The organism is Qipengyuania gelatinilytica, from assembly GCF_019711315.1.
Taxonomy (GTDB): Bacteria; Pseudomonadota; Alphaproteobacteria; order Sphingomonadales; family Sphingomonadaceae; genus Qipengyuania; species Qipengyuania gelatinilytica.
Map to the genome: position 1 here is coordinate 965,049 of NZ_CP081294.1, position 23,163 is coordinate 988,211.

Here is a 23,163-nt window from a genome sequence, read left to right on the forward strand (position 1 = left end):
GCGCCGGACTGCTATCGGCGCGCCACCATGACCGACCTGCCTATCCGCATCGCAGCGCTCTATCACTTCACGCGCTTCGACGATCCTGCCGCGCTCAAGCCGGGCCTGCTCGCTTGCGCCGAAGACAACGGCGTGCGCGGCACGCTGCTGCTTGCGAACGAAGGTATCAACGGCACAATTGCCGGCAGCGATGAAGGCATCGAGGCGGTGCTTCAATACATCCGCAAGCTTCCCGGATGTGCCGAACTCGACTGGAAGGAATCGCGCGCCGAAGAATTGCCCTTCCACCGCACCAAGGTGCGCCTGAAGCGCGAGATCGTCACCATGGGCCAGCCCGATCTCGATCCGGTGGACGGTGTCGGCACCTATGTCGATCCGCAGGACTGGAACGCGCTGATTTCCGATCCCGACACCATCCTGATCGACACGCGCAATGACTATGAGGTCGCCATCGGCACCTTCGAAGGCGCGATCGATCCGCAGACCAGGAGCTTCCGCGAGTTTCCCGAGTGGTTCCGCGCGCGCCGCGAAGAATTCGAGGCCGAGGGACGCAAGCCCAGGATCGCGATGTTCTGCACCGGCGGTATCCGCTGCGAAAAGTCGACCGCCTTCGTGAAGTCGGAAGGGCTCGACGAAGTCTACCACCTCAAGGGCGGCATCCTGAAATATCTGGAGGAAGTGCCGCAGGAGGAAAGCCGCTGGGAAGGCGAATGCTTCGTCTTCGACGAGCGCGTCAGCGTGAAACATGGCCTCGACGTCGGCTCGCACAGCCTGTGCCGCGCCTGCCGCCGTCCCTTGAGCGAGGCGGACCTTGCGCACGAGCACTACGAGGAAGGCGTTTCCTGCCACCAGTGCCATGGCGAGCGTAGCGACGAACAGCGCGCACGATATCGCGAACGCCAGCGTCAGGAACAGCTCGCCGCAGCACTCGGTGCCGAACACATCGGTCGGAAGGAAAAGGATGGCTGAGCCGGTCCTCTACAGTTTCCGCCGCTGCCCCTATGCCATGCGCGCTCGCATGGCGCTGAGCATCAGCGGTGCCAGCTACGAGCATCGCGAGGTCGTATTGCGCGACAAACCGCCGCAGATGCTCGAAGTCTCGCCCAAGGGGACCGTGCCCGTACTGGTGACCGAAGACGGCGCGGTTCTGGAAGAAAGCCTCGACATCATGCGCTGGGCACTGGGCAGGAACGACCCCGAAGGCTGGCTCGAGCGCGACGATAGCGAGTTGCTTGCAGCGAACGACGGCCCGTTCAAGCACCATCTCGACCGGTACAAATATTCGACGCGTTATGACGACGTCGATCCTGAGGAGCATGGGCAAAAAGCGCTCGACCACCTGCGCAGGCTGGAAGAGCGGCTAGCGACCAGCCGTTACCTTGGTGGCGAGAAGCGCGGGTTCGTCGACATCGCCACCTTCCCCTTCGTCCGGCAATTCGCCAATGCCGACCGCGAATGGTTCGATGCGCAGGATTTGCCGAATTTGCAGCGCTGGCTGGGCGAATTGGTCAATTCGGACCTTTTCACCGGTATCATGACGAAGCACGACCAGTGGAAGGCTGATTAGAGAGCCCTGGGCTCGCCGCCGTCGAGCACGTGGGTGCAGCCCAGCGCAAACGCGTCGTCCTTCTCGCCGATAGCCGCAACCGTACGCCAGCCTTCGCCGCGCAGGCGCGTTGCCACATCGGTGTCGTGTCCGAGCGGTAGGAAGAGCGTGTCGCGTGCGCCCGCATTGGTCTGGCCCAGAGCCTCGAGCAGCGGCTCGATATAGAGCGAGAAGCCGGTCGCAGCTTCTTCGCTGCCCTTGATGGCATAGGTGCCGCCCCGGCCCAGCGCGCCGCGCGCACCGGTGGCGTGAAGCGTGAAACCGAACCAGCTCTGGTATTCGAAGCCATGGCGTTCGGACGGGTCGAGCGTCAGACGGGCGCGGTCTCCGATTGCGGCGGCCACTTCGCGCAAGGCCGCGATGCGTGATGCGAGCACACCGCCGACATCGAGCGCGGCCAGTTTCCCGATCGCATCGTCGAACGGACCGGTCGCGTAAAGGAGCGGGAGATAGTCCTCGCCCCCGGCGGCCTTGAGCCCGCCAGCATCCTTCATGTCGAGTTCGCGCCGGACCGCGTCGCGTCTTTCCTCGGCAAGCGGCAGCGCTTCAGCGGCCAACGTATCGACAAGGTCGGGAAGCGTGAAGTCGACCGAAAGACCGGTCAGCCCCGCCGCCTCCAGAGCGTCGAGTGCCACGGTCACCGCTTCGATGGCTGCCGCCACGCTATCGCTTCCGACAAGTTCCGCGCCCATCTGCAGGCGCTGGCGTGCGGGATCGAGCTGGTCCGCCTTGAGCAGCGTAACCTCGCCCGCATAGGCAAGGCGCAGCGGGCGCGGTGCCTCGGCAAGGCTGGTCGCTGCGATGCGGCCGACCTGCACGGTGATGTCGCTGCGAAGTGCGAGCGTGCGCAGGCTTTCGGGATCGGTAAAGCGCACCATGCGGCGCGTCGCCACGCCTTCCATCCGGCCTGCCAGCGAAGCCTCGAATTCCACCAGCGGCGGACGCACACGGTCATATCCATGGCTGTCCATGGCATCGAGAACCTGGCGCATGGCGCGGGTGATCGCAGCGGCACGCGCGGGCAGCGCGTCTTCGAGGCCGATGGGCAGGAGATCGTCAGGCTTGGTCATAGCGCGGGGTCCCCTGCCCTATCGCAGTTTAGAATGCCAGTGGCATGACGGTCTTCACGCCTTCAAGCGCACAGGCCTTGTCGACGACATCCTGCGGGATCGGCTGGTCGACGCTCAGCAGCAGCACCGCCTCACCCCCTGCGGCACGGCGGCCGAGGTTGAAGGTACCGATGTTGATGCCGTTTTCGCCGAGCAGCGAACCGATGCGGCCGATGAACCCCGGCGCGTCTTCGTTGACGATGTAGAGCATGTGGCCATCGAGTTCGGCCTCGATCCGCACGCCGAACATTTCGACGAGGCGCGGGGCGTCGGCACCGAAAAGCGTCCCGGCCACCGAACGGTCGCCCTGCTCCGTACCCACCGTCACGCGGATGAGCGTGTTGTAGGCGCCTTCCTTCTCGTGGCGGATCGAACGGATATCGAGCCCGCGTTCCTTGGCGAGATAGGGCGCGTTGACCATGTTCACCGTGTCCGAATATTGGCGCATCAGGCCTGCCAGCACCGCGCCTTCGATGGGCTTGCCCGACAGCTCTGCCGCCGCGCCTTCGCGCTCGATGGAAATCTTGGTGAGGTTGCCATGCGCCAGCTGGCCGACGAGGCTGCCGAGATTTTCAGCAAGCTTCATGTAGGGCCGCAGCTTGGGCGCTTCCTCGGCGCTCAACGAAGGCATGTTCAGCGCATTGGTAACACCGCCGTTGACGAGATAGTCGGCCAGCTGTTCGGCCACCTGGAGCGCCACATTCACCTGTGCCTCGGTGGTGCTGGCGCCCAGATGCGGGGTGCAGATGAAGTTGGGTTTGCCGAACAGCGGCGAATCCTTGGCCGGTTCGGTCTGGAACACGTCCAGCGCCGCGCCGGCGACCTGGCCGCTGTCGAGCGCTTCGGCAAGCGCCGCCTCGTCGATGAGACCGCCGCGCGCGCAGTTGACGATGCGCACGCCCTTCTTGGTCTTGGCGAGGTTCTCTGCCGAGAGGATGTTGCGCGTCTCGTCGGTCAGCGGCGTGTGCAGCGTGATGAAGTCGGCACGGCCCAGCAGCGTGTCGAGGTCGACCTTCTCCACCCCGATCTCCAGCGCGCGTTCTTCGGTCAGGAAGGGATCGAAGGCGATGACCTTCATCTTCAGGCCCTGCGCGCGGCTGGCGACGATCGAGCCGATATTGCCTGCGCCGATAAGGCCCAGGGTCTTGCCGGTGACCTCGACGCCCATGAAATCGTTCTTCGGCCATTCGCCCGCCTGCGTGCGGCGGTCGGCTTGGGGGATCTGGCGGGCAAGCGCCATGATCATCGCGATGGCGTGTTCGGCCGTGGTGATCGAGTTGCCGAAGGGGGTGTTCATCACCACCACGCCCTTGCCGCTGGCATAGGGGATATCGACATTGTCGACGCCGATGCCGGCGCGGCCGATGACCTTGAGATTGGTCGCCGCGTCGAGGATTTCGGGCGTGACCTTGGTCGAGGAACGGATTGCAAGACCATCGTATTCGCCGATGCGGGCTTTCAGTTCCTCCGGCGCTTCGCCGGTGATGACATCGACGTCGCAGCCGCGCTCTTCGAATATTTTCGCGGCGTTGGGGTCCATCTTGTCGCTGATGAGGACTTTGGGTTTGCTCATGACGGAATATTCCTGTCGTTTTCCCGGCGCGTTGCCGGTCAGTAATAGGGGGAAGGCGGCGGCCCGATGCGCGGGCCGCCAGCCGGATCAGCCGTTCTTGACGGTCTCGTAGGCCCATTCGATCCACGGCAGGAGACGCTTCAGGTCTTCCTGCTCGACCGTGCCGCCGCACCAGATGCGCAGCGACGGCGGGGCATCGCGATAGCCGTTGAAGTCATAGCCGACGTCGCGCTCTTCGAGCAGTTTGACGATCTTTTTCGGAACGCCGGCCTTGTCCTCGTCGGACAGGCTTTCGTACCAATCGCCCTGGAAGACGAAGCACACGCCAGTGTTGGTCTGCTTGGCAGGGTCGGAGACCATGTTGCGCAGCCACGGGGTCGCTTCGATCCAGTCTTTCACGATCTTCGCGTTGGCATCGGCGCGCTCGAACATCGCCTTGCGCCCGCCCATCGCCTGCGCCCATTCGAGCGCTTCGATATAGTCTTCGGTGGCGAGCATTGACGGCGTGTTGATCGTCGCGCCTTCGAAGATGCCGGTGTTGATCTTGCCGCCCTTCTTGAGGCGGAAGAGCTTGGGCAGCGGCCATTCGGGATCGTATTCCACGATGCGCTGCACCGCCTTGGGGCTGAGGATCAGCATGCCGTGCTGGGCTTCGCTGCCCATCACCTTCTGCCAGCTGTAGGTCGTGGCATCGAGCTTGGCCCAGTCCATCTCCATCGCGAAGACGGCGCTGGTCGCGTCGTTGATCGCCAGACCTTCACGGTCTTCGGCGAGCCAGTCGGTGTTGGGGATTTTCGCGCCGGAGGTCGTGCCGTTCCAGGTGAAGACGACGTCGTTTTCCTGGGGGATCGACGCGAGATCGGGAATTTCGCCGTAATCGGCGTCCAGCGTGGTCAGTTTGGGCAGCTTGAGCTGCTTGACCGCGTCTTGGATCCAGACGTTACCGAAGCTTTCCCAGGCCGCGACAGTCGCCGGTCGGTCAGGGCGCAGCATCGTCCACATCGCGCATTCCAGCGCGCCGGTGTCCGACGCCGGCATGATGCCGACAAGGTAATCCTCAGGCACGCCGAGCATCTCCTTCGACAGGTCGATGGCATATTTCAGCCGCGACTTGCCAAGGGCGCTGCGATGCGAGCGTCCGAGCGATTCGGTTTTCAGATGGGCGGCAGACCAGCCCTTGTGTTTGGCGGTCGGCCCCGACGAGAAGAAGGGGCGCTCAGGCTTGAGCGTAGGTTCAGTCATGTATTCTCTCCTTGCAGAGAGCTCGCGCGGCGTTGGGACCGCGTGGCCCGCCGGCGGCAATAAAGTTGCTTGTCAGGGAGTCAATGCGAAATAGGTATGCTTTCGCGAAGCTCCGGCTCGCCCAATCAAGGCGCGAACCCGCCAACTCGTTCCACCAGCGCTTCCGCAGTTCGGCGAGACGGTGCGAACTATCGACACCTCGTGTGGGCGCTGCCCTCTCGCCAAAGGCCTTCGCTTTTCCTATGGCGCACGGCAATGGAAGCAAAAGACCTCCGCATCGCGCTCTTCAGCGGGAATTACAATTACACCCGCGACGGCTGCAACCAGGCGCTGAATCGCCTCGCCGACTACATCCTGCGGCAGGGCGCGGCGCTGCGCGTCTATGCGCCTGTGGTCGACAATCCCGACTTCCCGCCGACAGGCGACCTGGTCGATGTGCCGAACATGCGGATGCCGGTGAAGAACCGCGGCGAATACCGCCTGACGCTCGGCCTCGGCAAGGAACAGAGACGCGACCTTGAGGCGTTCCAGCCGAACCTCGTCCATGTATCTGCTCCCGATCCGACCGGCCATGCCGCCGTCAAATGGGCGCGCGAGCGTGACATCCCTATCCTCGCCAGCGTGCATACGCGTTTCGAGACATACCCGCGGTATTACGGCCTCAGCTTCCTCGAACCTGCGGTGGAAAGCCTGCTGCGGCGCTTCTACCACCGGACGGATGCCCTCGTCGCGCCCTCGCAAAGCCAGATAGACGAGCTGAAGGCGCAAGGGATGCATGAAGATATCAGCATCTGGTCGCGCGGGGTCGACCGCGAAGTGTTCGACCCATCGAAGCGCGATATGGAATGGCGCCGGGCAAACGGCCTCGCTGACGATGATGTCGCCATTGTTTTTCTGGGGCGGTTGGTCATGGAGAAAGGGCTCGACGTCTTTTCCGACACCATTGTCGAACTGCGCAAACGGCAGGTGCCGCACAAGGTGCTGGTCATCGGTGACGGTCCGGCGCGCGAATGGTTCGAGAAAGCCCTGCCGGGCGGCACTTTCGTCGGCTTCCAGACCGGCAAGGATTTGGGCCGTGCGCTGGCAAGCGGGGACATCTTCTTCAACCCTTCGATTACCGAGACTTTCGGCAATGTGACGCTGGAAGCGATGGCCTGCGGGCTACCCGTAGTGGCAGCAGGTGCGACCGGCGCGGCAAGCCTCGTCCATGATGGCGAGACCGGCAAGCTGGTCCCACCGAGCAAGACGGATGCCTTCTCGAAAGGCTGCGCCGAGGCTCTCGCGCGCTATTGCACGGATGACGACCTGCGCCTTGCCCACGGTGCAGCGGGCGAGAAAGCTGCCCGCGCCTATTCGTGGGACGCGATCAACCAGGCGGTTGTCGATACCTACCTGCGGCTGCACGACCAGCGCGCAGCCGCGGAGTAGACCCTACTTCAACACGCCGCGCTTCTTCATCATCCAGCTGTACACGAACAGGAGGATGGCGATGGCCCACAACACGATCGGGAACCAGGCCGGCTGCACTTCGGCGAGCTCCGGCGGCATATTCGCACCCGCTTCGTAAACTGTGGTGAGGGCGATTCCCAAAAGCGAAATCGCAAAGGCCGCGAAGGCGTGGCGACTGCGTGCCAAGAGCAGGATCGACCCCAGGAATGCACCAAGTGTGCCCAGTGCCCATCCGCCATGTGCCCAGGCCGGAAACTGATCCAGATAGGCGATACCCGCTTCAGGATATTGCATCATCTTGAACCACGCTTCGCTGCGCAGGCTGGAGAATATGTAATCGGCTGCTCCGATCGAGTTCCAGAGCAGCGAAACCACCCCGATCACCCAAAGGTGCCATGGCGTCTTGGTTGCTGTATCCATTTGAAACCTCCCCTCTCGCGTCCCCGACCCGCAGACTAGCGCGCGCACAGGGGGACGCAAGCGGGGGACGGTTCAGAGACGTTCGACCTTCTTCGCCAGCTCGTCGATCAGGTCGACGATCTCTTCCATCGTCTTCTGGTCGAGCTGCCCGCTACGCGCCTTGTTCTTGAGAACGCCGGCAAGGTTGCCAGCCGCGCGGAACATCTCCGGAGTGGCATAGGCGCGGCGACGTTCGCCATGGCCGGCCAGCCGCTCCATCAACCGGTCGACCTCGTCTGCACGCTCTTCAAGCTCGGCGCGGCCCGCATCGGTAATTTCGTAGGCCTTGCGCGTCTCGTCGCCCTTGGCCGGGGCGATCGCCCCCTCGTCCTCGAGGAGGGAAAGTGTTGGGTATACCGTGCCGGGACTGGGCGCATAGCTGCCGCCGGTCAGGTCCTCGACCGCCTTGATCAGCTCGTAGCCGTGGCGCGGTTCGTCGCCGAGAAGCTTCAGCAGGACCAGTCGGAGTTCACCGGAGCCGAACATCCGGCGACGGCGTCCGCCACCCCGCTTGCCGAAAGGACCGCCCGGTCCGAACGGCCCGCTGGGACCAAACGGTCCATCGGGCCCGAAGGCATCGTCCCAGCCGCCCATCATTTCCATGCGGGGCCAGGCACCCATCATGCCCATCTTGCGCAATTTGCGCAGTTTGCGAATTTTCCGAGCCTTATGCATCGCTCGCTCCTCAATCAATCTTCGATAGCTCTAAGATATATCTTAACGAAGGATGTGCAAGCGGGCACTGCAAATCCTCGGCGAACGTCCTATGTGAACCGACCAATGTCCGATCTCTTTCCAGACCAACTCCCCCAGGAGCCCAGGCGCGAACCCATGCGCGAGGATGCACCGCTTGCCGATCGCCTGCGCCCGGAAACCCTCGCCGAGGTCATCGGGCAGGACCATTTGACCGGGCCCGAAGGGGCGATCGGACGCATGGTCGCCGCCGGGCGCCTGTCCAGCATGATCCTGTGGGGTCCGCCGGGAACGGGAAAGACCACGATCGCCCGCCTGCTTGCCGATAGCGTGGGCATGCGGTTCGAGAGCGTGAGCGCGGTGTTCAGCGGGGTGGCCGACCTCAAGAAGGCTTTCGCCGCAGCAGACAAGGCCGCAGAAGCAGGCCAGCGCACCCTGCTGTTCGTGGACGAGATCCACCGCTTCAACCGCGCGCAGCAGGACGGCTTCCTGCCCTTCGTCGAACGCGGGACGGTGACGCTGGTGGGCGCAACCACGGAAAATCCCAGCTTCGCGCTCAACGCCGCACTGCTCAGCCGCGCGCAGGTGCTGATCCTCCAGCGCCTCGACCACGATGCTCTTGGCGAGCTGCTCGACCGGGCGGAGAAGCTCGAAGGCCCGCTCCCCCTGACCGCAGAGGCCCGCGATGCGCTCGTCGCGAGCGCCGATGGCGACGGCCGCTTCCTGCTTAACCAGGCCGAAACGCTCTACAATGCCAAGATCGACGATCCGCTAGACCCGGCAGCGCTCGGCAAGTTCCTCCAGCGGCGCGTTGCGGTCTACGACAAGGATCGCGAGGGGCATTACAACCTCATCTCCGCCCTGCACAAAGCCGTGCGCGGCAGCGATGTGCAGGCCAGCCTCTATTACCTTGCGCGCATGCTGACCGCCGGGGAAGAGCCGCGCTTCCTCGCCCGCCGCCTTGTGCGCATGGCGGTCGAGGATATCGGCATGGCCGACCCGCAGGCGCTGGTGCAGTGCATGGCCGCCAAGGACGCTTACGAGTTTCTTGGAAGTCCGGAGGGCGAACTCGCGCTGGTGCAAGCCTGTACCTACCTTGCCACCGCGCCAAAATCGAACGCGGTCTACAAGGCGCAGAAATCCTCGTTCAAAAGCGCGAGAGAGACCGGCAGCCTGATGCCGCCGCAGAACATCCTCAACGCACCGACCAAGCTGATGAAGGATATCGGTTACGGATCGGGATACAGCTATGACCATAACGCCGAGGACGGGTTCTCGGGCGACAATTACTGGCCGGAGGAGATGGAGCCGCAGAGCTATTACGAGCCGGTCGAACGGGGCTTCGAGCGCGAAGTGAAGAAGCGGCTCGACTATTGGGACAAGCTCAGGCGCGAGCGTGGCTGACCGCTTTGCCCATTTCCTCGCGATCGACTGGTCCGGCGCCAAGGGGCCGAGGCAAAAGGGGATCGCGCTGGCGATCGCCGATGCCGACGGAGGCCCGCCGGTTCTGGTCGATGCAGGCAGGGGCTGGTCGCGGCAGGACGTGCTGGCGCTGCTGCGCGAGGACCTCCCCGACAATACGCTCGTGGGCCTCGACCTCGGCATCGCCCTGCCCCATGCCGATTGCGGAGCCTACTTCCCCAACAATCGCGTCCTGCTTCCCGATGCGCCTTCACTATGGGCGCTGATTGATGACCTCTGCCGGGACGAACCCAATCTGGGAGCGAACAGCTTCGTGGCGCATCCGGACTATCGCGCCTATTTCCGCGACGGCATCGATACCGGTGAACACTTCGGCTGCGATGGCGCGAACCACGGGCGCGGCCGCTTCAGGGTAACCGAGCGGGTACAGGCGGCGATGGGGTGCAAACCCTATTCGAACTTCAACCTCGTCGGGGCGGCACAGGTCGGCAAGTCCAGCCTGACGGGTATGCGCATGCTACACCAGTTGCGCGGTCACTTGCCGGTCTGGCCGGTCGACCGGATGGCGCAAAGCGGTTCAGTGGTCGTCGAGATCTACACCAGCCTTGCCGCTCTCGATGCGGGTCGAAGCGCTCCCAGGGCAAAGATGCGCACGTTCGAAGCGCTTAACGAGGCGCTCGGGACTCTCGCCTCACCTCCGGTAGCGGGAACCGGCAAGATCGATGATCATGCCACCGACGCGCTGCTCACAGCGGCATGGTTGCGCAAGGTCGCGGGCGACCGATCGAGGTGGTCGCCACGCGATCTTACGTCGGAAGTTGCGCGAACCGAAGGCTGGACCTTCGGCGCGATTTAGGCCGTCAGTCGCCCGCCACCGTCGAGCTGGTTGATCAGCTTCTGGTTCTCTTCGCGGATCATGCCGGGAATGAGAAACGCGTCGACAAGCACCCAGATGCCCAGCACCACATAGCCGAGGAAAAAGGGCAGCCACCCCAGCAACAGCAGCAGAAGCTGCGCCACGGCAGTACCGGTGCGACCGAGGTAGAAACGATGCGCTCCGAATGAGCCAAGGAAAAACCAGAGCAGGTAGGAAACGCCCGTCGACTTCTTGTTCGATTCGAACTGAAGCTGGGTGCGAAGATTGTCGTCCAAAGTAATACTCCCCCAAATAGTCGGCCGGATCATAGACTTCCCCGACGCCGGCACAAGATGCGCCGTACTAGATTTCGGGAAGTTGTCCGCTGAAAACCGACCAGCCTGTCTTCAGCGCGATCTGCGACAGGGCCCTGGCCCCCAGCAGGCTTGTACCTGCGCGGTTGAGGCCCGGGGACCACACCGCGATCGCCGCCCTGCCCGGAACGCACGCCAGAATGCCGCCGCCCACCCCCGACTTGCCGGGAAAGCCCACTTCGAAAGCGAACTGGCCGGAATTGTCGTAATGACCGCACAGCAACATTAGCGCATTGATCCGCCGCGCCCGGCTGGGGCTGCACATGCGCTGGCCCGTGACAGGATCGGTGCCGTCGAAAGCAAGGAACAGGGCGCTCTCGGCAAGCTGGCGGCAGCTCATCGCGAGCGCGCATTGCCGGAAGTAGACCGACAACACGTCTTCTACCGGGTTCAGCAGGCGTCCGAAATCGGCCAGGAACCAGGCGAGGCTGCGATTGCGCGAGCCCGTTTCGCTTTCACTTCGCGCCACTTCCTCATCGAAAGTAATGCTCTCGTCGCGCCCCATCCGGCGCAGGCGGACGAGCAAGTCTTCCACCGCCTGGTCGGGCGACCGGTCGCCGATGAAGCGATCGGTCGTGACGATCGCGCCGGAATTGATGAAGGGATTGCGCGGGATGCCCTTCTCGCGCTCCAGCTGGACGATCGAGTTGAAGGCATTGCCAGAAGGCTCGCGCCCCACGGCATCCCACAGGGACGCCCCTTCCCTCTCCAGTGCAAGCGCGAGCGCGAATACCTTCGAGATCGACTGGATCGAGAATCGCTCGTCCGCATCACCTGCGCACACCACCTCCCCGTCACGCGTGGCGAGCGCTATGCCGAACTTGTTCGGATCGACCAGCGCCAGTGCCGGGATGTAGCTTGCAGGGGTCCCGCTGCCGCGTTCATCGGCCAGTTCGGCGTAAGTCTCGGAAACGATTGCGTCGAGATCCATCGCAGAGCCGATAGGCGTGATGGCAAGGAGGCGCAATGATACTGGACGCGGCGCGTAAATTGCGCCAGAGGCGCTCGCGCTCTCGCTCGGTGTGCCGGCTTAGCTCAGTTGGTAGAGCAGTTGATTTGTAATCATCAGGTCAGGGGTTCGACTCCTCTAGCCGGCACCACTACCGCCTAATCGGCCCCCAGCATTTGCATCTTACCGACGCTTCCCTATGACTGGGAACCATGTCTTCCGAAAGTGATGCACCCATCGCCCCGCCTCTGGTGGAGCTTCCGATCAACACACACGATCGCGGTTTCTACGACGGCTTCAGCCGCGCAGTGACGATCCCGTCCAAGATCATCGTGTCACTGCTGATCATGTGGGCGATCTTCTTTCCCGTCAGCGCAAGCGAAACGCTGAGCGCGGCGAATTCGACGATCATCTCGAGTTTCGCGGGTTGGTATGTCTACCTCGTGGCCGTGCTGGTGGTCGTATGTTTCCTGCTCGCACTATGGCCTTCGTCCGGTCGCCTCAAGATCGGCGCCGACGGCGACGAGCCCGAATTCGGCCGGTTCAGCTGGTTCGCCATGCTGTTTGGAGCAGGCATCGGCATCGGCATGCTGACCTATTCGACGGGCGAGCCGCTGGCGCATTTCGCCAATAACCCTGACATCATTCGCGGAACCATCGAACCGCTCTCTGCCGAAGCCATACGTCCTGCCTATTCCTATACCTTCCTGCACTGGGGCCTCGCCGCATGGGCGACCTATGCGCTCGTCGGGCTTGCCATCGGCTACGTCGCCTACCGCCGCGGCCTGCCGCTGACGATCCGTTCCGGCCTGGCGCCGCTGTTCGGCCTGAAAATGTCCGGTATCTGGGGTCACGTCATCGACATCGTGGCGGTGGTCGCGACGATCTTGGGCGTGGCAGTCACCATGGGCTTCGGGGTCGAGCAGTTCGTGGCCGGCCTCGCCCGCCTCGGCCTTGGCGACTGGTTGCTCGATCCGGATGGGTCGTCCTCGGCCGCCGCGGTCATCGTTTCGCTGGTCGTGCTGGTCGGCGCCTCGACCATCAGCGCGCTTTCGGGTGTCGGACGCGGGATCAAGTGGCTGTCCAACCTCAACATGGGGCTTTCCTTCGCCCTGCTCGCCCTGTTTATCGTCGTGGGATCGGGCCTGCTCGGCTTCGAACTCCTCGGCGTCGGCCTGTGGGATTACACGCGCACGATCGTGCCCAATTCGCTGACCCTGTTCGACGGAGCAGGCCCGAATGGACCGGCACTCGTCCAGTGGCAGCTCGACTGGTCGGTTTTCTATTGGGCATGGTGGATCGCCTTCGCCCCCTTCGTGGGCATGTTCATTGCCCGCATTTCACGCGGCCGCAGCATTCGCGAATATGTGCTGGGAGTGATCCTCGTGCCATCGCTGATGTGCTTCACCTGGATGACCATCGTCGGCGGGACCGCGATCGACCTCGAACTGAGCGGCGTGGCTGGCGGAAGCATCGTCGGCGCCGGGATTTCGGACCAGCTCTTCGCCACGCTCGCGGTACTCCTGTCGCCCGGCGTGGCTTCGGTAGTCTCGGGCCTCGTGGTGCTGCTGCTGATGACCTACCTGATCACCTCGGCCGACAGCGCCATCCTGATCGTGAACACGATCAACGGAGCGGGCGACACTAGCGGCCAGCGTCGCCGACACATCGTCTTCTGGGGTGCCGCCCTCGCCTTCGTCGTGGGCTCGATGCTGATCCTTGGCGGGATCGATGCGATCCGGATCACCATGATCATCGGCGCGCTTCCCTTCTCCGTTGTCGTCGCCCTGATGGCGATTTCGATCGTGAAGGCGATTGTCTACGACCTGCGGCGCAAGAAGCACGGCGTGCCGACTACTGCGGCCGGCTGCGCCGACCTTGCCGCCACGAAGTAGTTAGCTCACAATAGGTTACAGTGCTTGGCGAGATTTTTCAGTATATCTCGATTTCTATTTGAAACTACTTACTCAAATAGATGGTTCAGTAATAGTAAATTATTCCCCGCAAAAGTCCTGATTACGTTCGTATTACGATATCGGTTTCCTTACTTGAAATATTTCTCCGAGTTCTTTGCCGTGTTGTCTCATTACAACAGGACTCAATTCATTCGCTAATTTTATCTCGCGCCGGTGGTCGCGGCCCCAACCCTTCCTTATTGGTCTCGTCGAGCGGGATTGTGAATTTCACAGGCTCGCGAATATTGGTCCGTCCGGGCAGCCGGATGCAGGACGACAGATATCGATCCACACGGGGGAAACTTCCAGCCATGAAGAAAATCATAAGCGGCGCGTCCGTTAGCGCGCTCGCCATCGCAGTCGCATCGCCTGCGCTCGCGCAGGAAACCACGGGAGCACAACCTGAAGCACAGCCGCGCACAGGCGGGGTCCAGACCATCGTCGTGACCGCGCAGAAGCGCAGCGAAGACCTGCAGGATGTGCCCGTTTCCGTCGCCGCCATCGGCGCCGAGGAACTGGACGAGCTCGCAGTCGACACTTTCGAGGATTATCTCGACCAGCTGCCCACCGTCACCGCAGGCGGCAGCGGCCCGGGCCAGAGCACGATCTACATTCGAGGCCTCGCCTCGACGACGCCGAACCTGACGACTGCCGGTGTTGCCGGCCTCGCACCCAACGTGGCGCTCTATCTCGACGAACAGCCGCTCGCACAGCCGGGTCGTAACCTCGACGTCTACGCCGCCGACATGGAGCGTATCGAAGTTCTCTCGGGTCCGCAGGGCACGCTCTTCGGTGCAAGCTCGCAGGCAGGTGTCGTCCGCCTCATCACCGCCAAGCCCGACCTGTCGGGCTTCGACATGAGCGCCGATGCCGGCCTCTCGTTCACCAAGGGTGGCGAGATGAGCTACAAGGGCGAGGTCATGGTCAACCTGCCGGTGACCAACACGATCGCACTGCGCGGCGTTGCCTATTACGATCACCAGGGCGGCTATATCGACAATATCGCCGGTACGCGCGACCTCAGCGAAAGCGCCCGCTTCCGTCCGGCCGGTACGGTCCGTTCGAACGGCGTTCCCGTGAACGCACTGCGCGGCGGCTTCCAGGCCGGTGCCGACCTGTCGAACGTGACCTTCCTCGAAGCCGACAATGCGGCACTGGTCGAAGATGATTTCAACGACACCAGCTATGCCGGTTTCCGCGCCACCGCGCTGTGGGAAGTCACCCCCGACTGGACCGTGACCGTGGCCCACAGCCGCCAGGAAGTCGAAAGCGATGGCGTCTTCTTCGCCGATCCAGAACTCGACGGCCTGGACGATCTGGAAATCCAGCGCTTCGAAGAAGACAAGCTGGAAGACGAATTCTCGAACACCGCCTGGACCCTCGAGGGCCGCCTCGGCATGCTCGACCTGGTCTATACCGGCGCGTTCACCGACCGTACGACCGACCAGCGCGTCGACTACACCGATTACCTGTTCGTCGGTCAGTACCTGCCGTATTACATCTGTGACGGCTCGGTGACCTATCCCGGCGCAGCGGCCCCCAGCGGGACCTGTCAGGCACCCAACCTCTACGTCACCTCGTTCAGCGAAACGGAAGTCTTCACCAACGAATTCCGCTTCAGCACGCCGGACGACAACTGGATCCGCACCACGGGCGGTGTGTTCTTCTCCGACCTGGAACTGAAGGAACGCAACGACTTCGCCTATCCCGGCAACGTCATCGCGCAGCCCTTCGGCGCTTTCGCACCGAACTTCCCGCAGGCGGGCTATACCTCGCTCGACGGCCCGTTCCCGGCAGAGACGATCTTCCGGAACGACATCCGCCGTACCGACAAGCAGTTCGGCATCTTCGGTGAAACCAGCATCGACATCATTCCGGACCTGCTGACCATCACCGGCGGCATCCGTTACTACAACATCCGCGTCGACTTCGAAGGCAGCGCCAACGGTAGCTTCTGCAACAGCGGTGCCGCCGAGGACGCCAACGCCTTCGGCACCGACCTCAACGACCTGTATGACGGCGACGGTTCGTTCACCTTCATCGGCTCGTGCAGTGCGGCCCTGCGCCAGACCTTCACGATCAACGACAGCTTTGCCGACATTCGCGCAGCGGGTCTCAGCGTTTCGCAGGCCCGCGCGGTGTTCAACGCCGTTCGCGCCCCGGACGAAGCGAAGGCCGAAGGCGTGATCTACAAGGGCACGCTGACGCTCACGCCGACGCCGGACCTGCTGTTCTACGCGACCTATTCGGAAGGCTTCCGCCCCGGACTGCTAAACCGTCCGGGCGGTGCCACCAATGGCGCGGGCTTCGTGGTTCCCTTCGAACTCGATACCGACGAAGTGAAGAACTACGAATTCGGCTGGAAGACCGAGCTGCTAGACGGCCAGATGCGCTTCAACGGCAGCGCGTTCTACGTCGACATCAGCCGCCTCCAGACGACGATCTTCGACCCGTCGATCACGAACCTCTTCTTCTCGGCGAATGCTGCGAACGCAGAAATTCGGGGAGTGGAAGCAGACTTTACCGTGGCGCCCTATTCGATGCCGGGGCTGACTGTGACGGGTGCCTTCTCGATCCTCGACACCGAGATCACCGAAGTGCTCATCCCGACGAGCGATGTGATCGTGGGTAACGAACTTGCCTTCGCACCGTCCTTCCAGGGCAATCTGCGCGCCCGGTACGAATGGTCGCTGTCGAACGACTGGGAAGCCTTCATCCAGCCGCAGGTGACGCATTCGGCTTCGAAGTTCACCGACGTGATCGAGATCAACAAGCTCGAGCTCGACAGCTACACGGTCTTCGACCTGGCAGCGGGCGTTAAGGGCGAACAGTGGAGCGTCGAACTGTTCGGCGACAACCTGTTCGACGAACGCGCCCAGATCTCGGGCAACTATGTCAACGACCGTGCGCGTATTGCGACCAACCGTCCGCTGACGGTCGGCCTGCGCGTCGGCTTCGACTACTAAGTCAGACACCCTTCAACGGGACCAAGGCGGCGGGAGCGGGCAAAGGCCATCGCTTCCGCCGCTTCTGTTTGTTAGGCGGCAAGCATGACCAACCGCGAAGACACTCTCTCGGCAGCACAACAGGCCCTGCAGGCTGGCGACTTCGCGCGCGGACGGCAGCTTGCCGACGACGTACTGGCCGAAGACGGCAAGGACGGCGAAGCACTGTACATGGCCGCAGTCGCCGCGCGTTATCTGAAGCAGTATGACGATGCCGAACGCTATCTTGCCTCGCTTCACGGCGTCATGCCGGAATATGGGCGCGCGTGGCAGGAAGCCGGGCATCTTGCGAAGGCGCGCGGCCAGTCGGCCGAAGCTATCTCCGCCTATGCCAGCGCCACCCGCTTCAACCCCGCACTGGAAGCAAGCTGGCGCGCCATGGCTCCGCTTCTCACAGAGGCGGGCCGCATGGCCGAGGCACAGAGTGCCATCGCGCAGGCCGACCGGATCGCGGGCCTGCCTAAGGAGCTCGTCGCGGTCACGCACCATTTCCATGAAGGCCGCCTGCTTCGCGCCGAGGAGATCTGCCGCCATTACCTGCGCAGCCATCCGAAGGACGTCGAGGGCATGCGCCTGCTCGCCAAGATCGGCATGCAGCTGGGCGTACTCGAAGACGCAGAATTCCTGCTCGACAGCGCTGCCGCCTTCGAGCCGCACAACATACAGGTCCGGCTCGACTATATCGACGCGCTGCGCCGCCGCCAGAAGTTCGAAAAGGCACGCGAGGAAGCCGAGGCGCTTTACCGGCAGGACCCCGAAAATCCGCTGTTCCAGTCGCGCCTGGCGATCGAGAGCATGCAGACGGGTGACTATGACAAGGCGTTCGAATTGTTCGATGCCGTGCTTGCCAGGCTCCCCAATGATCCTGCCACGCTGACCAGCCGCGGCCATGCCTTGAAGACAACCGGCAGGCAGGAAGATGCGGTCGAGAGTTATCGCGCCGCCTTCGCCGCCAAGCCCGACCACGGCGACGCCTATTATGCGCTCGCCAATCTCAAGACCTACAGCTTCACCGACAGCGAAATCGCTGCGATGCGCGAACAGGTCGCCCGGCCCGGCCTTGCCTTCATGGACCGCGTCCACCTCTCCTTCGCGCTGGGCAAGGCGCATGAGGACCGCGGCGAATACAAGGAATCCTTCCGGCATTACGAGGAAGGCAACGCCCTCAAGCGCGCGCAAACCCGCTACAGCGCCGACGCGATGAGCGAGGAACTGGCGAAGCAGGCCGAGTTCTGCACGCCCGAATTGTTCGATACGCATGCAGGCTCTGGCCATTCCGCGCCCGACCCGATCTTCATCCTCGGCCTGCCACGCGCAGGCTCGACCCTGCTCGAACAGATCCTTGCCAGCCACAGCCAGGTCGACGGGACGCTTGAACTGCCCAATATCCTTGCGCTGGCGCACCGGCTGCGCGGCCGGAAGGCCGGCCAGTCTCGTTATCCGCAGATCCTCCATGACCTCACGCGCGAACAGCTGTCGCAGTTCGGCGAGAAGTTCATCGAGGACACGCGCGTCCACCGTCAGGGTGCGCCCTTCTTCATCGACAAGATGCCGAACAATTTCCGGCACATCGGCCTCATCCACCTGATCCTGCCCAATGCAAAGATCATCGATGCCCGCCGCGCGCCGATGGACTGCTGTTTTTCCGGCTTCAAACAGCTCTTTGCCGAAGGTCAGGAGTTCACTTACGGGCTGGAGGAAGTGGGCCGCTATTATTCCGACTACGTCGCGCTGATGGATCATTGGGACCGCGTGCTGCCGGGCAAGGTCCTGAGAGTGGATCACGAGGACGTGCTCGACGATCTCGAAGGCCAGACCCGCCGCATGCTCGAATATTGCGGCCTGCCGTTCGAGGAAGCCTGCCTCGACTTCCACAAATCCGACCGCGCGGTGCGTACCGCCAGCAGCGAACAGGTCCGACGCCCGATCAACCGCAGCGGACAGGACGCATGGAAGCCGTTCGAACCATGGCTCGATCCGCTGAAAGAGGCTCTCGGACCGCTCGCACCATAGGCCGCGCGGGGCATTGTCGGGCCGTCATGGCTTGAAGTGCGCACAATGAGTGATACGCAGCGCCGGAATGCTGACATCCGCCCTCCCAGTACGCGCCATCCTGGCAGCGATCTTCGTCCTCATGGCGGGCAGCGGCTTCCTGTCGACCCTCATCGCCATACGGCTGGAGCAAGACGGGCAGTCGGCGGCCATCATCGGCCTGGTCGCCACCAGTTACTTCGCGGGCCTCATGATCGGATCGATGCGGGTCGAACGGCTGATCGCCAATATCGGCCATATCCGCGCCTTTGCCGCCTTCGTGACCGTCTATTCGGCCAGCAGCCTGACCTATGCGATCATCGACCTGCCCGCCGTCTGGGTAGTACTGCGCCTGATCGACGGTTTCGCGATGGCAGGCGTATTCGTGTGTCTGGAAAGCTGGCTCAACCAGCAGGCGAGCCCGGCCAACCGCAGTTCGATCCTCGCGGCGTACATGATTGCGCTCTATTGCGGTCAGGCAGGAGGGCAGTTCCTGCTTAACCTTGGCGACAATGCGCCCGACCTGCCCTTCATGGTGTCGGCGATCCTGCTGTCGATCGCCCTCCTCCCGATCCTGCTCACGAAGATGCAGCAACCCGTGATCGAGAAGACGGTCCCGTTCTCGTTGAAGAAACTCTACAAAGCCTCCCCACTGGGGATCGTCGGCACGCTGGCGACCGGTGCCATGCTCGGCGCGTTCTACGCATTGGGTGCGGTCTACGTGCAGCGGATCGGAATGCCTCTTTCGCAGGTTGCCCTGTTCACCTTTTGCGTGATCGCGGGCGGTGTGGTCTTGCAATATCCGCTCGGCATCCTGTCGGACCGGTTCGACCGCCGTCAGGTGGTCAATGCCTGCTTCCTCATCGTCGGAGCAATCTGCGCGGTCATGGCGCCGGTCCCGATGCCGTCATTCGGGACGATCGTGCTCGGCAGCCTGTTCGGAGGCTTCGCCTTCGCGCTCTATCCGCTGTGCGTCGCCCATTCGAACGACCACCTTTCCGAAGAGGAACGCATCGGGGCAAGCAGCGGGCTCGTCCTGACATATTCGCTAGGGGCCGTCGCCGGTCCGATGATCGGCTCGCTCGGGATGGGGTTGCTGGGCCCCGCTGGCCTGTTCGGCGTGATCGGCACCATGGCTATTATGGGCGCCATGTTCGGCCTGTGGCGGACCCTGGCGCGTGCCTCTGTCCCTGCAGAAGAGCAGCAGGCCTTCCAGAGCCTGCCGCGCACCACGCCCATGGCCGCCGTTCTCGAAAGCGAAGACCTGCCCGACTGACACTCGCCATGCCCCTCAAAACCGTCTAGGGGCGCGCAATGCATTTCCTCGATCAGGCCAAGATCTATCTGAAATCCGGCGCGGGTGGTCCCGGCGCGGTCAGTTTCCGGCGCGAAAAATACATTGAGTATGGCGGTCCCGACGGCGGCAATGGCGGCAAGGGTGGCGACATCATCTTCCGCGCCGTGCAGGGCCTCAATACGCTCATCGACTTCCGCTACGCCCAGCACTTCAAGGCGAAGCGCGGCAACCACGGACAAGGCAAGGACAAGACCGGTGCAGGCGCGCCCGACCTGATCATCGACGTGCCCGTCGGCACGCAGGTGCTGTCCGAGGACAAGGAAGAGGTCCTCGCCGACTTCACCGAGGTCGGACAGGAAGTCGTCTTCCTCGAAGGCGGCATGGGTGGCCGCGGCAATGCCAGCTACAAGTCCAGCACCAACCGCGCGCCGCGCCAGCACCAGCCGGGCATGCCGGGCGAAGAGATGTGGGTCTGGCTGCGCCTCAAGTTGCTGGCCGACGTCGGCCTGCTCGGCCTGCCCAATGCGGGCAAGAGCACCTTCATCAACCAGGTCACCAACGCCAATGCGAAGGTGGGTCATTATGCCTTCACCACGCTGGTGCCGAAGCTGGGCGTCGTCCGACACAAGGCGCGCGAGTTCGTCATCGCCGACATTCCCGGCCTGATCGCGGGCGCAGCAGAAGGCGCCGGGATCGGCGACCGCTTCCTCGGCCATATCGAGCGCTGCCGCGTGCTGATCCACCTCATCGATATCGCTGGTCAGGATCCGGCGGACGCCTATCGCACGGTGAATGGCGAACTTGAGGCCTATGGCGAGGGCCTGTCAGACAAGCCGCAGCTTGTCGCGCTCAACAAGCTCGACCTTGCCGACGAGGAATTGGGCGAAGCCTTTGCCAAGGAATTGCTCGAAGCGGGCGCAGACAAGGTCTTTTCGATCTCGGGCGCGACGGGCGAAGGCATCGAGGAATTGCTGGACGCAGTGCTCGGCTACCTGCCCGACCGCACATCGACCGAAACCAAGGCCGCCGAGGTGGAAAGCACCGAGGAAGACGGCACCGGCGAGTGGTCGCCCATCTGACGCCCATGGCGATCACGACGCTTTCAGGACTGGGTGAGGCAAACCGGCTCGTCGTGAAGGTCGGCTCGGCCCTGCTGATAGAGCAGGGCAAGGCCCGCGCAAACTGGCTGGCAACGCTGGCACGCGAACTTGCCGCGCTCAGGAAGCGCGGGACGGCAGTCATCGTGGTCTCTTCGGGCGCCATCGCACTTGGTGCCGCGAAGCTCGGCCTGCCCAGGGGCGGGCGTGGCAGCCTTGCCGACGCGCAGGCCGCCGCATCGGTCGGACAGGTGGAACTGGCGCGGCTGTGGTCGGATGCATTCGAGGCGCACGGTCTCGTCGCTGCGCAAATGCTGGTGACGATCGATGATCTCGAAGACCGCCGCCGCTATCTCAATGCGTCGGCCACGCTCGAGCGCCTGCTCGACGCAGGTGCCATTCCCGTGGTCAACGAGAACGACAGCGTCGCCACTGAAGAAATCCGCTTCGGCGACAACGACCGCCTCGCCGCGCGCGTGGCACAGGCCGCGCAGGCTGAAGGCGTCTTGCTGCTGTCCGATGTCGACGGTTTCTATGATCGCGACCCCGCGCAGGACGGCGCCGAGCTGATCGAAACGGTCGAAGGGGTGACGCCCGAGATCATCGCAATGGCGACAGGCGGGTCCAAATCGGGTCTCGGCTCCGGCGGCATGTTGGCCAAGCTGCAGGCCGCCCGCATTGCTGAGCGTGCGGGGATCGCACTCGCCATCATCAACGGAACACATGAAGCGCCCATTTCGCGTGCGCTCGATGCCGCTCGTGGCACGCTATTCCTGCCGCAGGGTGAAGAAAGCGCCCGAAAGGCATGGCTTTCCGGTCGGCTTGCGCCTGCCGGGGTCCTCACCGTCGATGCAGGCTGCACCGAAGCGCTCGCCAATGGTGCCAGCCTGCTGGCAGCAGGACTGACCGAGATCGCAGGTGATTTCAGGCGCGGCGACCTCGTTGCGATCCACGGCGCGAAAGGCGAGCGGCTCGGCCAGGGCCTGGTCGAGTACACGAGCGAAGAATGCCGCGCGATCCTCGGCCTGCGCGAAGATATGCAGGCGGAAAAGCTCGGCTATGCGCCGCGCGCCGCAGTCGTTCACCGCGATCACATGGTGCGTGCATGACCCTTGCGCTTACGGGAGCCACGGGATTTGTCGGGCAAGCCGTTCTAGACGCGGCTGCAAGGCAAGGCATCGCCGTCCGCGCTCTTACCCGCCGGACGCAAGCACCGCGCGATGGCGTCACCTGGGTCGAGGGCAGCCTCTCTGATCCGAAATCGCTCGCAGCCCTCTGTGAAGGCGCCGACTGCGTGGTCCATGTCGCGGGCCTTACGAACACGCCCGACCCGGCGGAATTCGAAGAGGCCAATGTCATCGGTACACGCAGGCTGCTGCACGCGGCCAAGTCTGCGGGTGCCGAGCGCTTCGTCTTCACCAGTTCGCTGTCCGCGCGTGAGCCTTCGCTGTCGCTCTACGGCGCGTCCAAGGCCAATGCAGAGGCCTTTGTCGAGACGAGCGGGCTGGACTTCACCATCGTGCGCCCGCCCGCCGTTTACGGCCCGCGCGACAAGGACATGTTCGAGCTGTTCCGGTCCGCCAAATTCGGCGTGGTGCCGGTTCCCCCGAAAGGGCGTACCTCGATCATTCATGTCGACGACCTCGCCGAATGCCTGCTGGCGCTGTCCCCTGCCCGAACTGCACCGGGGGCGACGCTCGAGCCCGATGACGCGCAGCCGCGAGGCTACGAACACGGCGAGCTCGCACGGCTGATCGGTCGGGCCATGGGGAAGCGGGTCCTCGCCCCTCACCTGCCCGCAGCCTTGCTCCGCATCGGCGCGCGAGCCGACCGCCTGCTGCGCGGTGACGATGCCAAGCTCACGCACGACCGCGTCGGCTACATGGTCCATGACGACTGGGTCTGCCGAGAGGACCGCGCCGTCCCAAAGGACATCTGGACGCCGCGTATCCCCGGCGAGGAAGGCCTCGCGGCGACCGCAGACTGGTACAAGCGCGAAGGCTGGCTCTGAGAGGTGATTGTCGCCCGCGTGCAAGCGGTTTAGAC

19 protein-coding genes and 1 tRNA gene are annotated in these 23,163 nt (G+C 63.5%); 13 read left to right on the top strand and 7 right to left on the bottom strand.

What is annotated here, in order from left to right; genetic code table 11:
- The first annotated feature begins 27 nt into the window (after positions 1-27).
- Positions 28-969 (top strand): oxygen-dependent tRNA uridine(34) hydroxylase TrhO, encoded by a 942-nt coding sequence (trhO, locus tag K3136_RS04840; protein WP_221431762.1) that lies wholly within the window; start codon positions 28-30, stop codon positions 967-969.
- Positions 962-1,567 (top strand): glutathione S-transferase, encoded by a 606-nt coding sequence (locus K3136_RS04845; protein ID WP_221431763.1) that lies wholly within the window; start codon positions 962-964, stop codon positions 1,565-1,567. Before trhO ends, K3136_RS04845 begins: the two co-directional genes overlap by 8 nt.
- On the opposite strand, the gene K3136_RS04850 is transcribed toward K3136_RS04845, so the two are convergent.
- The 3 genes from K3136_RS04850 to K3136_RS04860 all read right to left on the bottom strand — a co-directional run bounded on the left by K3136_RS04850 (position 1,564) and on the right by K3136_RS04860 (position 5,530).
- Positions 1,564-2,676, bottom strand: a complete 1,113-nt coding sequence (locus K3136_RS04850) for an ATP phosphoribosyltransferase regulatory subunit (RefSeq protein ID WP_221431764.1) — start codon at positions 2,674-2,676, stop codon at positions 1,564-1,566. The two genes, K3136_RS04845 and K3136_RS04850, sit on opposite strands and share 4 nt — an antisense overlap.
- 28 nt (positions 2,677-2,704) lie before the next feature.
- A complete protein-coding gene (gene serA, locus K3136_RS04855; protein ID WP_221431765.1) occupies positions 2,705-4,288 on the bottom strand; it encodes a phosphoglycerate dehydrogenase in 1,584 nt (527 codons plus the stop codon).
- 87 nt (positions 4,289-4,375) lie between these two features.
- Positions 4,376-5,530 carry a phosphoserine transaminase gene (locus K3136_RS04860; protein WP_221431766.1) on the bottom strand — a complete coding sequence of 385 codons (1,155 nt, stop codon included), beginning with the start codon at positions 5,528-5,530 and terminating at the stop codon, positions 4,376-4,378.
- Positions 5,531-5,785: 255 nt separating this feature from the next.
- Between K3136_RS04860 and K3136_RS04865 the strand changes: the two genes are divergently transcribed.
- Positions 5,786-6,958 carry a glycosyltransferase family 4 protein gene (locus K3136_RS04865; protein ID WP_221431767.1) on the top strand — a complete coding sequence of 391 codons (1,173 nt, stop codon included), beginning with the start codon at positions 5,786-5,788 and terminating at the stop codon, positions 6,956-6,958.
- 3 nt (positions 6,959-6,961) lie between these two features.
- Here K3136_RS04865 and K3136_RS04870 read toward each other — a convergent pair whose 3' ends face one another.
- Both K3136_RS04870 and K3136_RS04875 read right to left on the bottom strand, forming a co-directional pair.
- Positions 6,962-7,399, bottom strand: coding sequence for a hypothetical protein (locus K3136_RS04870; protein ID WP_221431768.1), 438 nt, complete (start codon positions 7,397-7,399; stop codon positions 6,962-6,964).
- A gap of 72 nt (positions 7,400-7,471) precedes the next feature.
- Complete coding sequence (locus tag K3136_RS04875) at positions 7,472-8,113, bottom strand: PadR family transcriptional regulator (RefSeq protein ID WP_247711436.1); 642 nt, start codon at positions 8,111-8,113, stop codon at positions 7,472-7,474.
- A gap of 105 nt (positions 8,114-8,218) precedes the next feature.
- Here K3136_RS04875 and K3136_RS04880 point away from each other — a divergent pair, with 105 nt between their 5' ends.
- Positions 8,219-9,535, top strand: coding sequence for a replication-associated recombination protein A (locus K3136_RS04880; protein ID WP_221431769.1), 1,317 nt, complete (start codon positions 8,219-8,221; stop codon positions 9,533-9,535).
- Positions 9,528-10,409 (top strand): hypothetical protein, encoded by an 882-nt coding sequence (locus tag K3136_RS04885; protein ID WP_221431770.1) that lies wholly within the window; start codon positions 9,528-9,530, stop codon positions 10,407-10,409. Before K3136_RS04880 ends, K3136_RS04885 begins: the two co-directional genes overlap by 8 nt.
- Here K3136_RS04885 and K3136_RS04890 read toward each other — a convergent pair.
- A complete protein-coding gene (locus tag K3136_RS04890) occupies positions 10,406-10,705 on the bottom strand; it encodes a TM2 domain-containing protein (protein WP_247711437.1) in 300 nt (99 codons plus the stop codon). The two genes, K3136_RS04885 and K3136_RS04890, sit on opposite strands and share 4 nt — an antisense overlap.
- A gap of 67 nt (positions 10,706-10,772) precedes the next feature.
- The gene (locus tag K3136_RS04895; protein ID WP_221431772.1) at positions 10,773-11,714 is read right to left on the bottom strand and encodes a glutaminase; all 942 of its coding nucleotides are present in this window, start codon (positions 11,712-11,714) and stop codon (positions 10,773-10,775) included.
- A gap of 93 nt (positions 11,715-11,807) precedes the next feature.
- On the opposite strand from K3136_RS04895, the gene K3136_RS04900 reads away from it, so the two are divergent.
- The 8 genes from K3136_RS04900 (at position 11,808) to K3136_RS04935 (ending at position 23,128) form a co-directional block, all read left to right on the top strand.
- Positions 11,808-11,883, top strand: a tRNA-Thr gene (locus tag K3136_RS04900).
- 61 nt (positions 11,884-11,944) lie between these two features.
- Entirely contained in the window at positions 11,945-13,627 is a 1,683-nt protein-coding gene (locus K3136_RS04905; protein WP_221431773.1) for a BCCT family transporter, read from the top strand.
- Between the two features lie 371 nt (positions 13,628-13,998).
- Positions 13,999-16,653 (top strand): TonB-dependent receptor, encoded by a 2,655-nt coding sequence (locus K3136_RS04910; RefSeq protein WP_221431774.1) that lies wholly within the window; start codon positions 13,999-14,001, stop codon positions 16,651-16,653.
- A gap of 84 nt (positions 16,654-16,737) precedes the next feature.
- Positions 16,738-18,705, top strand: a complete 1,968-nt coding sequence (locus tag K3136_RS04915; RefSeq protein ID WP_221431775.1) for a tetratricopeptide repeat-containing sulfotransferase family protein — start codon at positions 16,738-16,740, stop codon at positions 18,703-18,705.
- Positions 18,706-18,772: 67 nt separating this feature from the next.
- Positions 18,773-19,999 (top strand): MFS transporter, encoded by a 1,227-nt coding sequence (locus K3136_RS04920; RefSeq protein WP_221431776.1) that lies wholly within the window; start codon positions 18,773-18,775, stop codon positions 19,997-19,999.
- A gap of 38 nt (positions 20,000-20,037) precedes the next feature.
- Positions 20,038-21,099, top strand: coding sequence for a GTPase ObgE (gene obgE, locus K3136_RS04925; RefSeq protein WP_221431777.1), 1,062 nt, complete (start codon positions 20,038-20,040; stop codon positions 21,097-21,099).
- A 5-nt stretch (positions 21,100-21,104) separates the two neighbouring features.
- On the top strand, positions 21,105-22,226 hold the full coding sequence (proB, locus tag K3136_RS04930; protein WP_221431778.1) for a glutamate 5-kinase: 1,122 nt from the start codon (positions 21,105-21,107) through the stop codon (positions 22,224-22,226).
- Entirely contained in the window at positions 22,223-23,128 is a 906-nt protein-coding gene (locus K3136_RS04935) for an NAD-dependent epimerase/dehydratase family protein (RefSeq protein ID WP_221431779.1), read from the top strand. The genes proB and K3136_RS04935 overlap by 4 nt, the downstream gene beginning before the upstream one ends.
- The last annotated feature ends 35 nt before the right edge of the window (positions 23,129-23,163 follow it).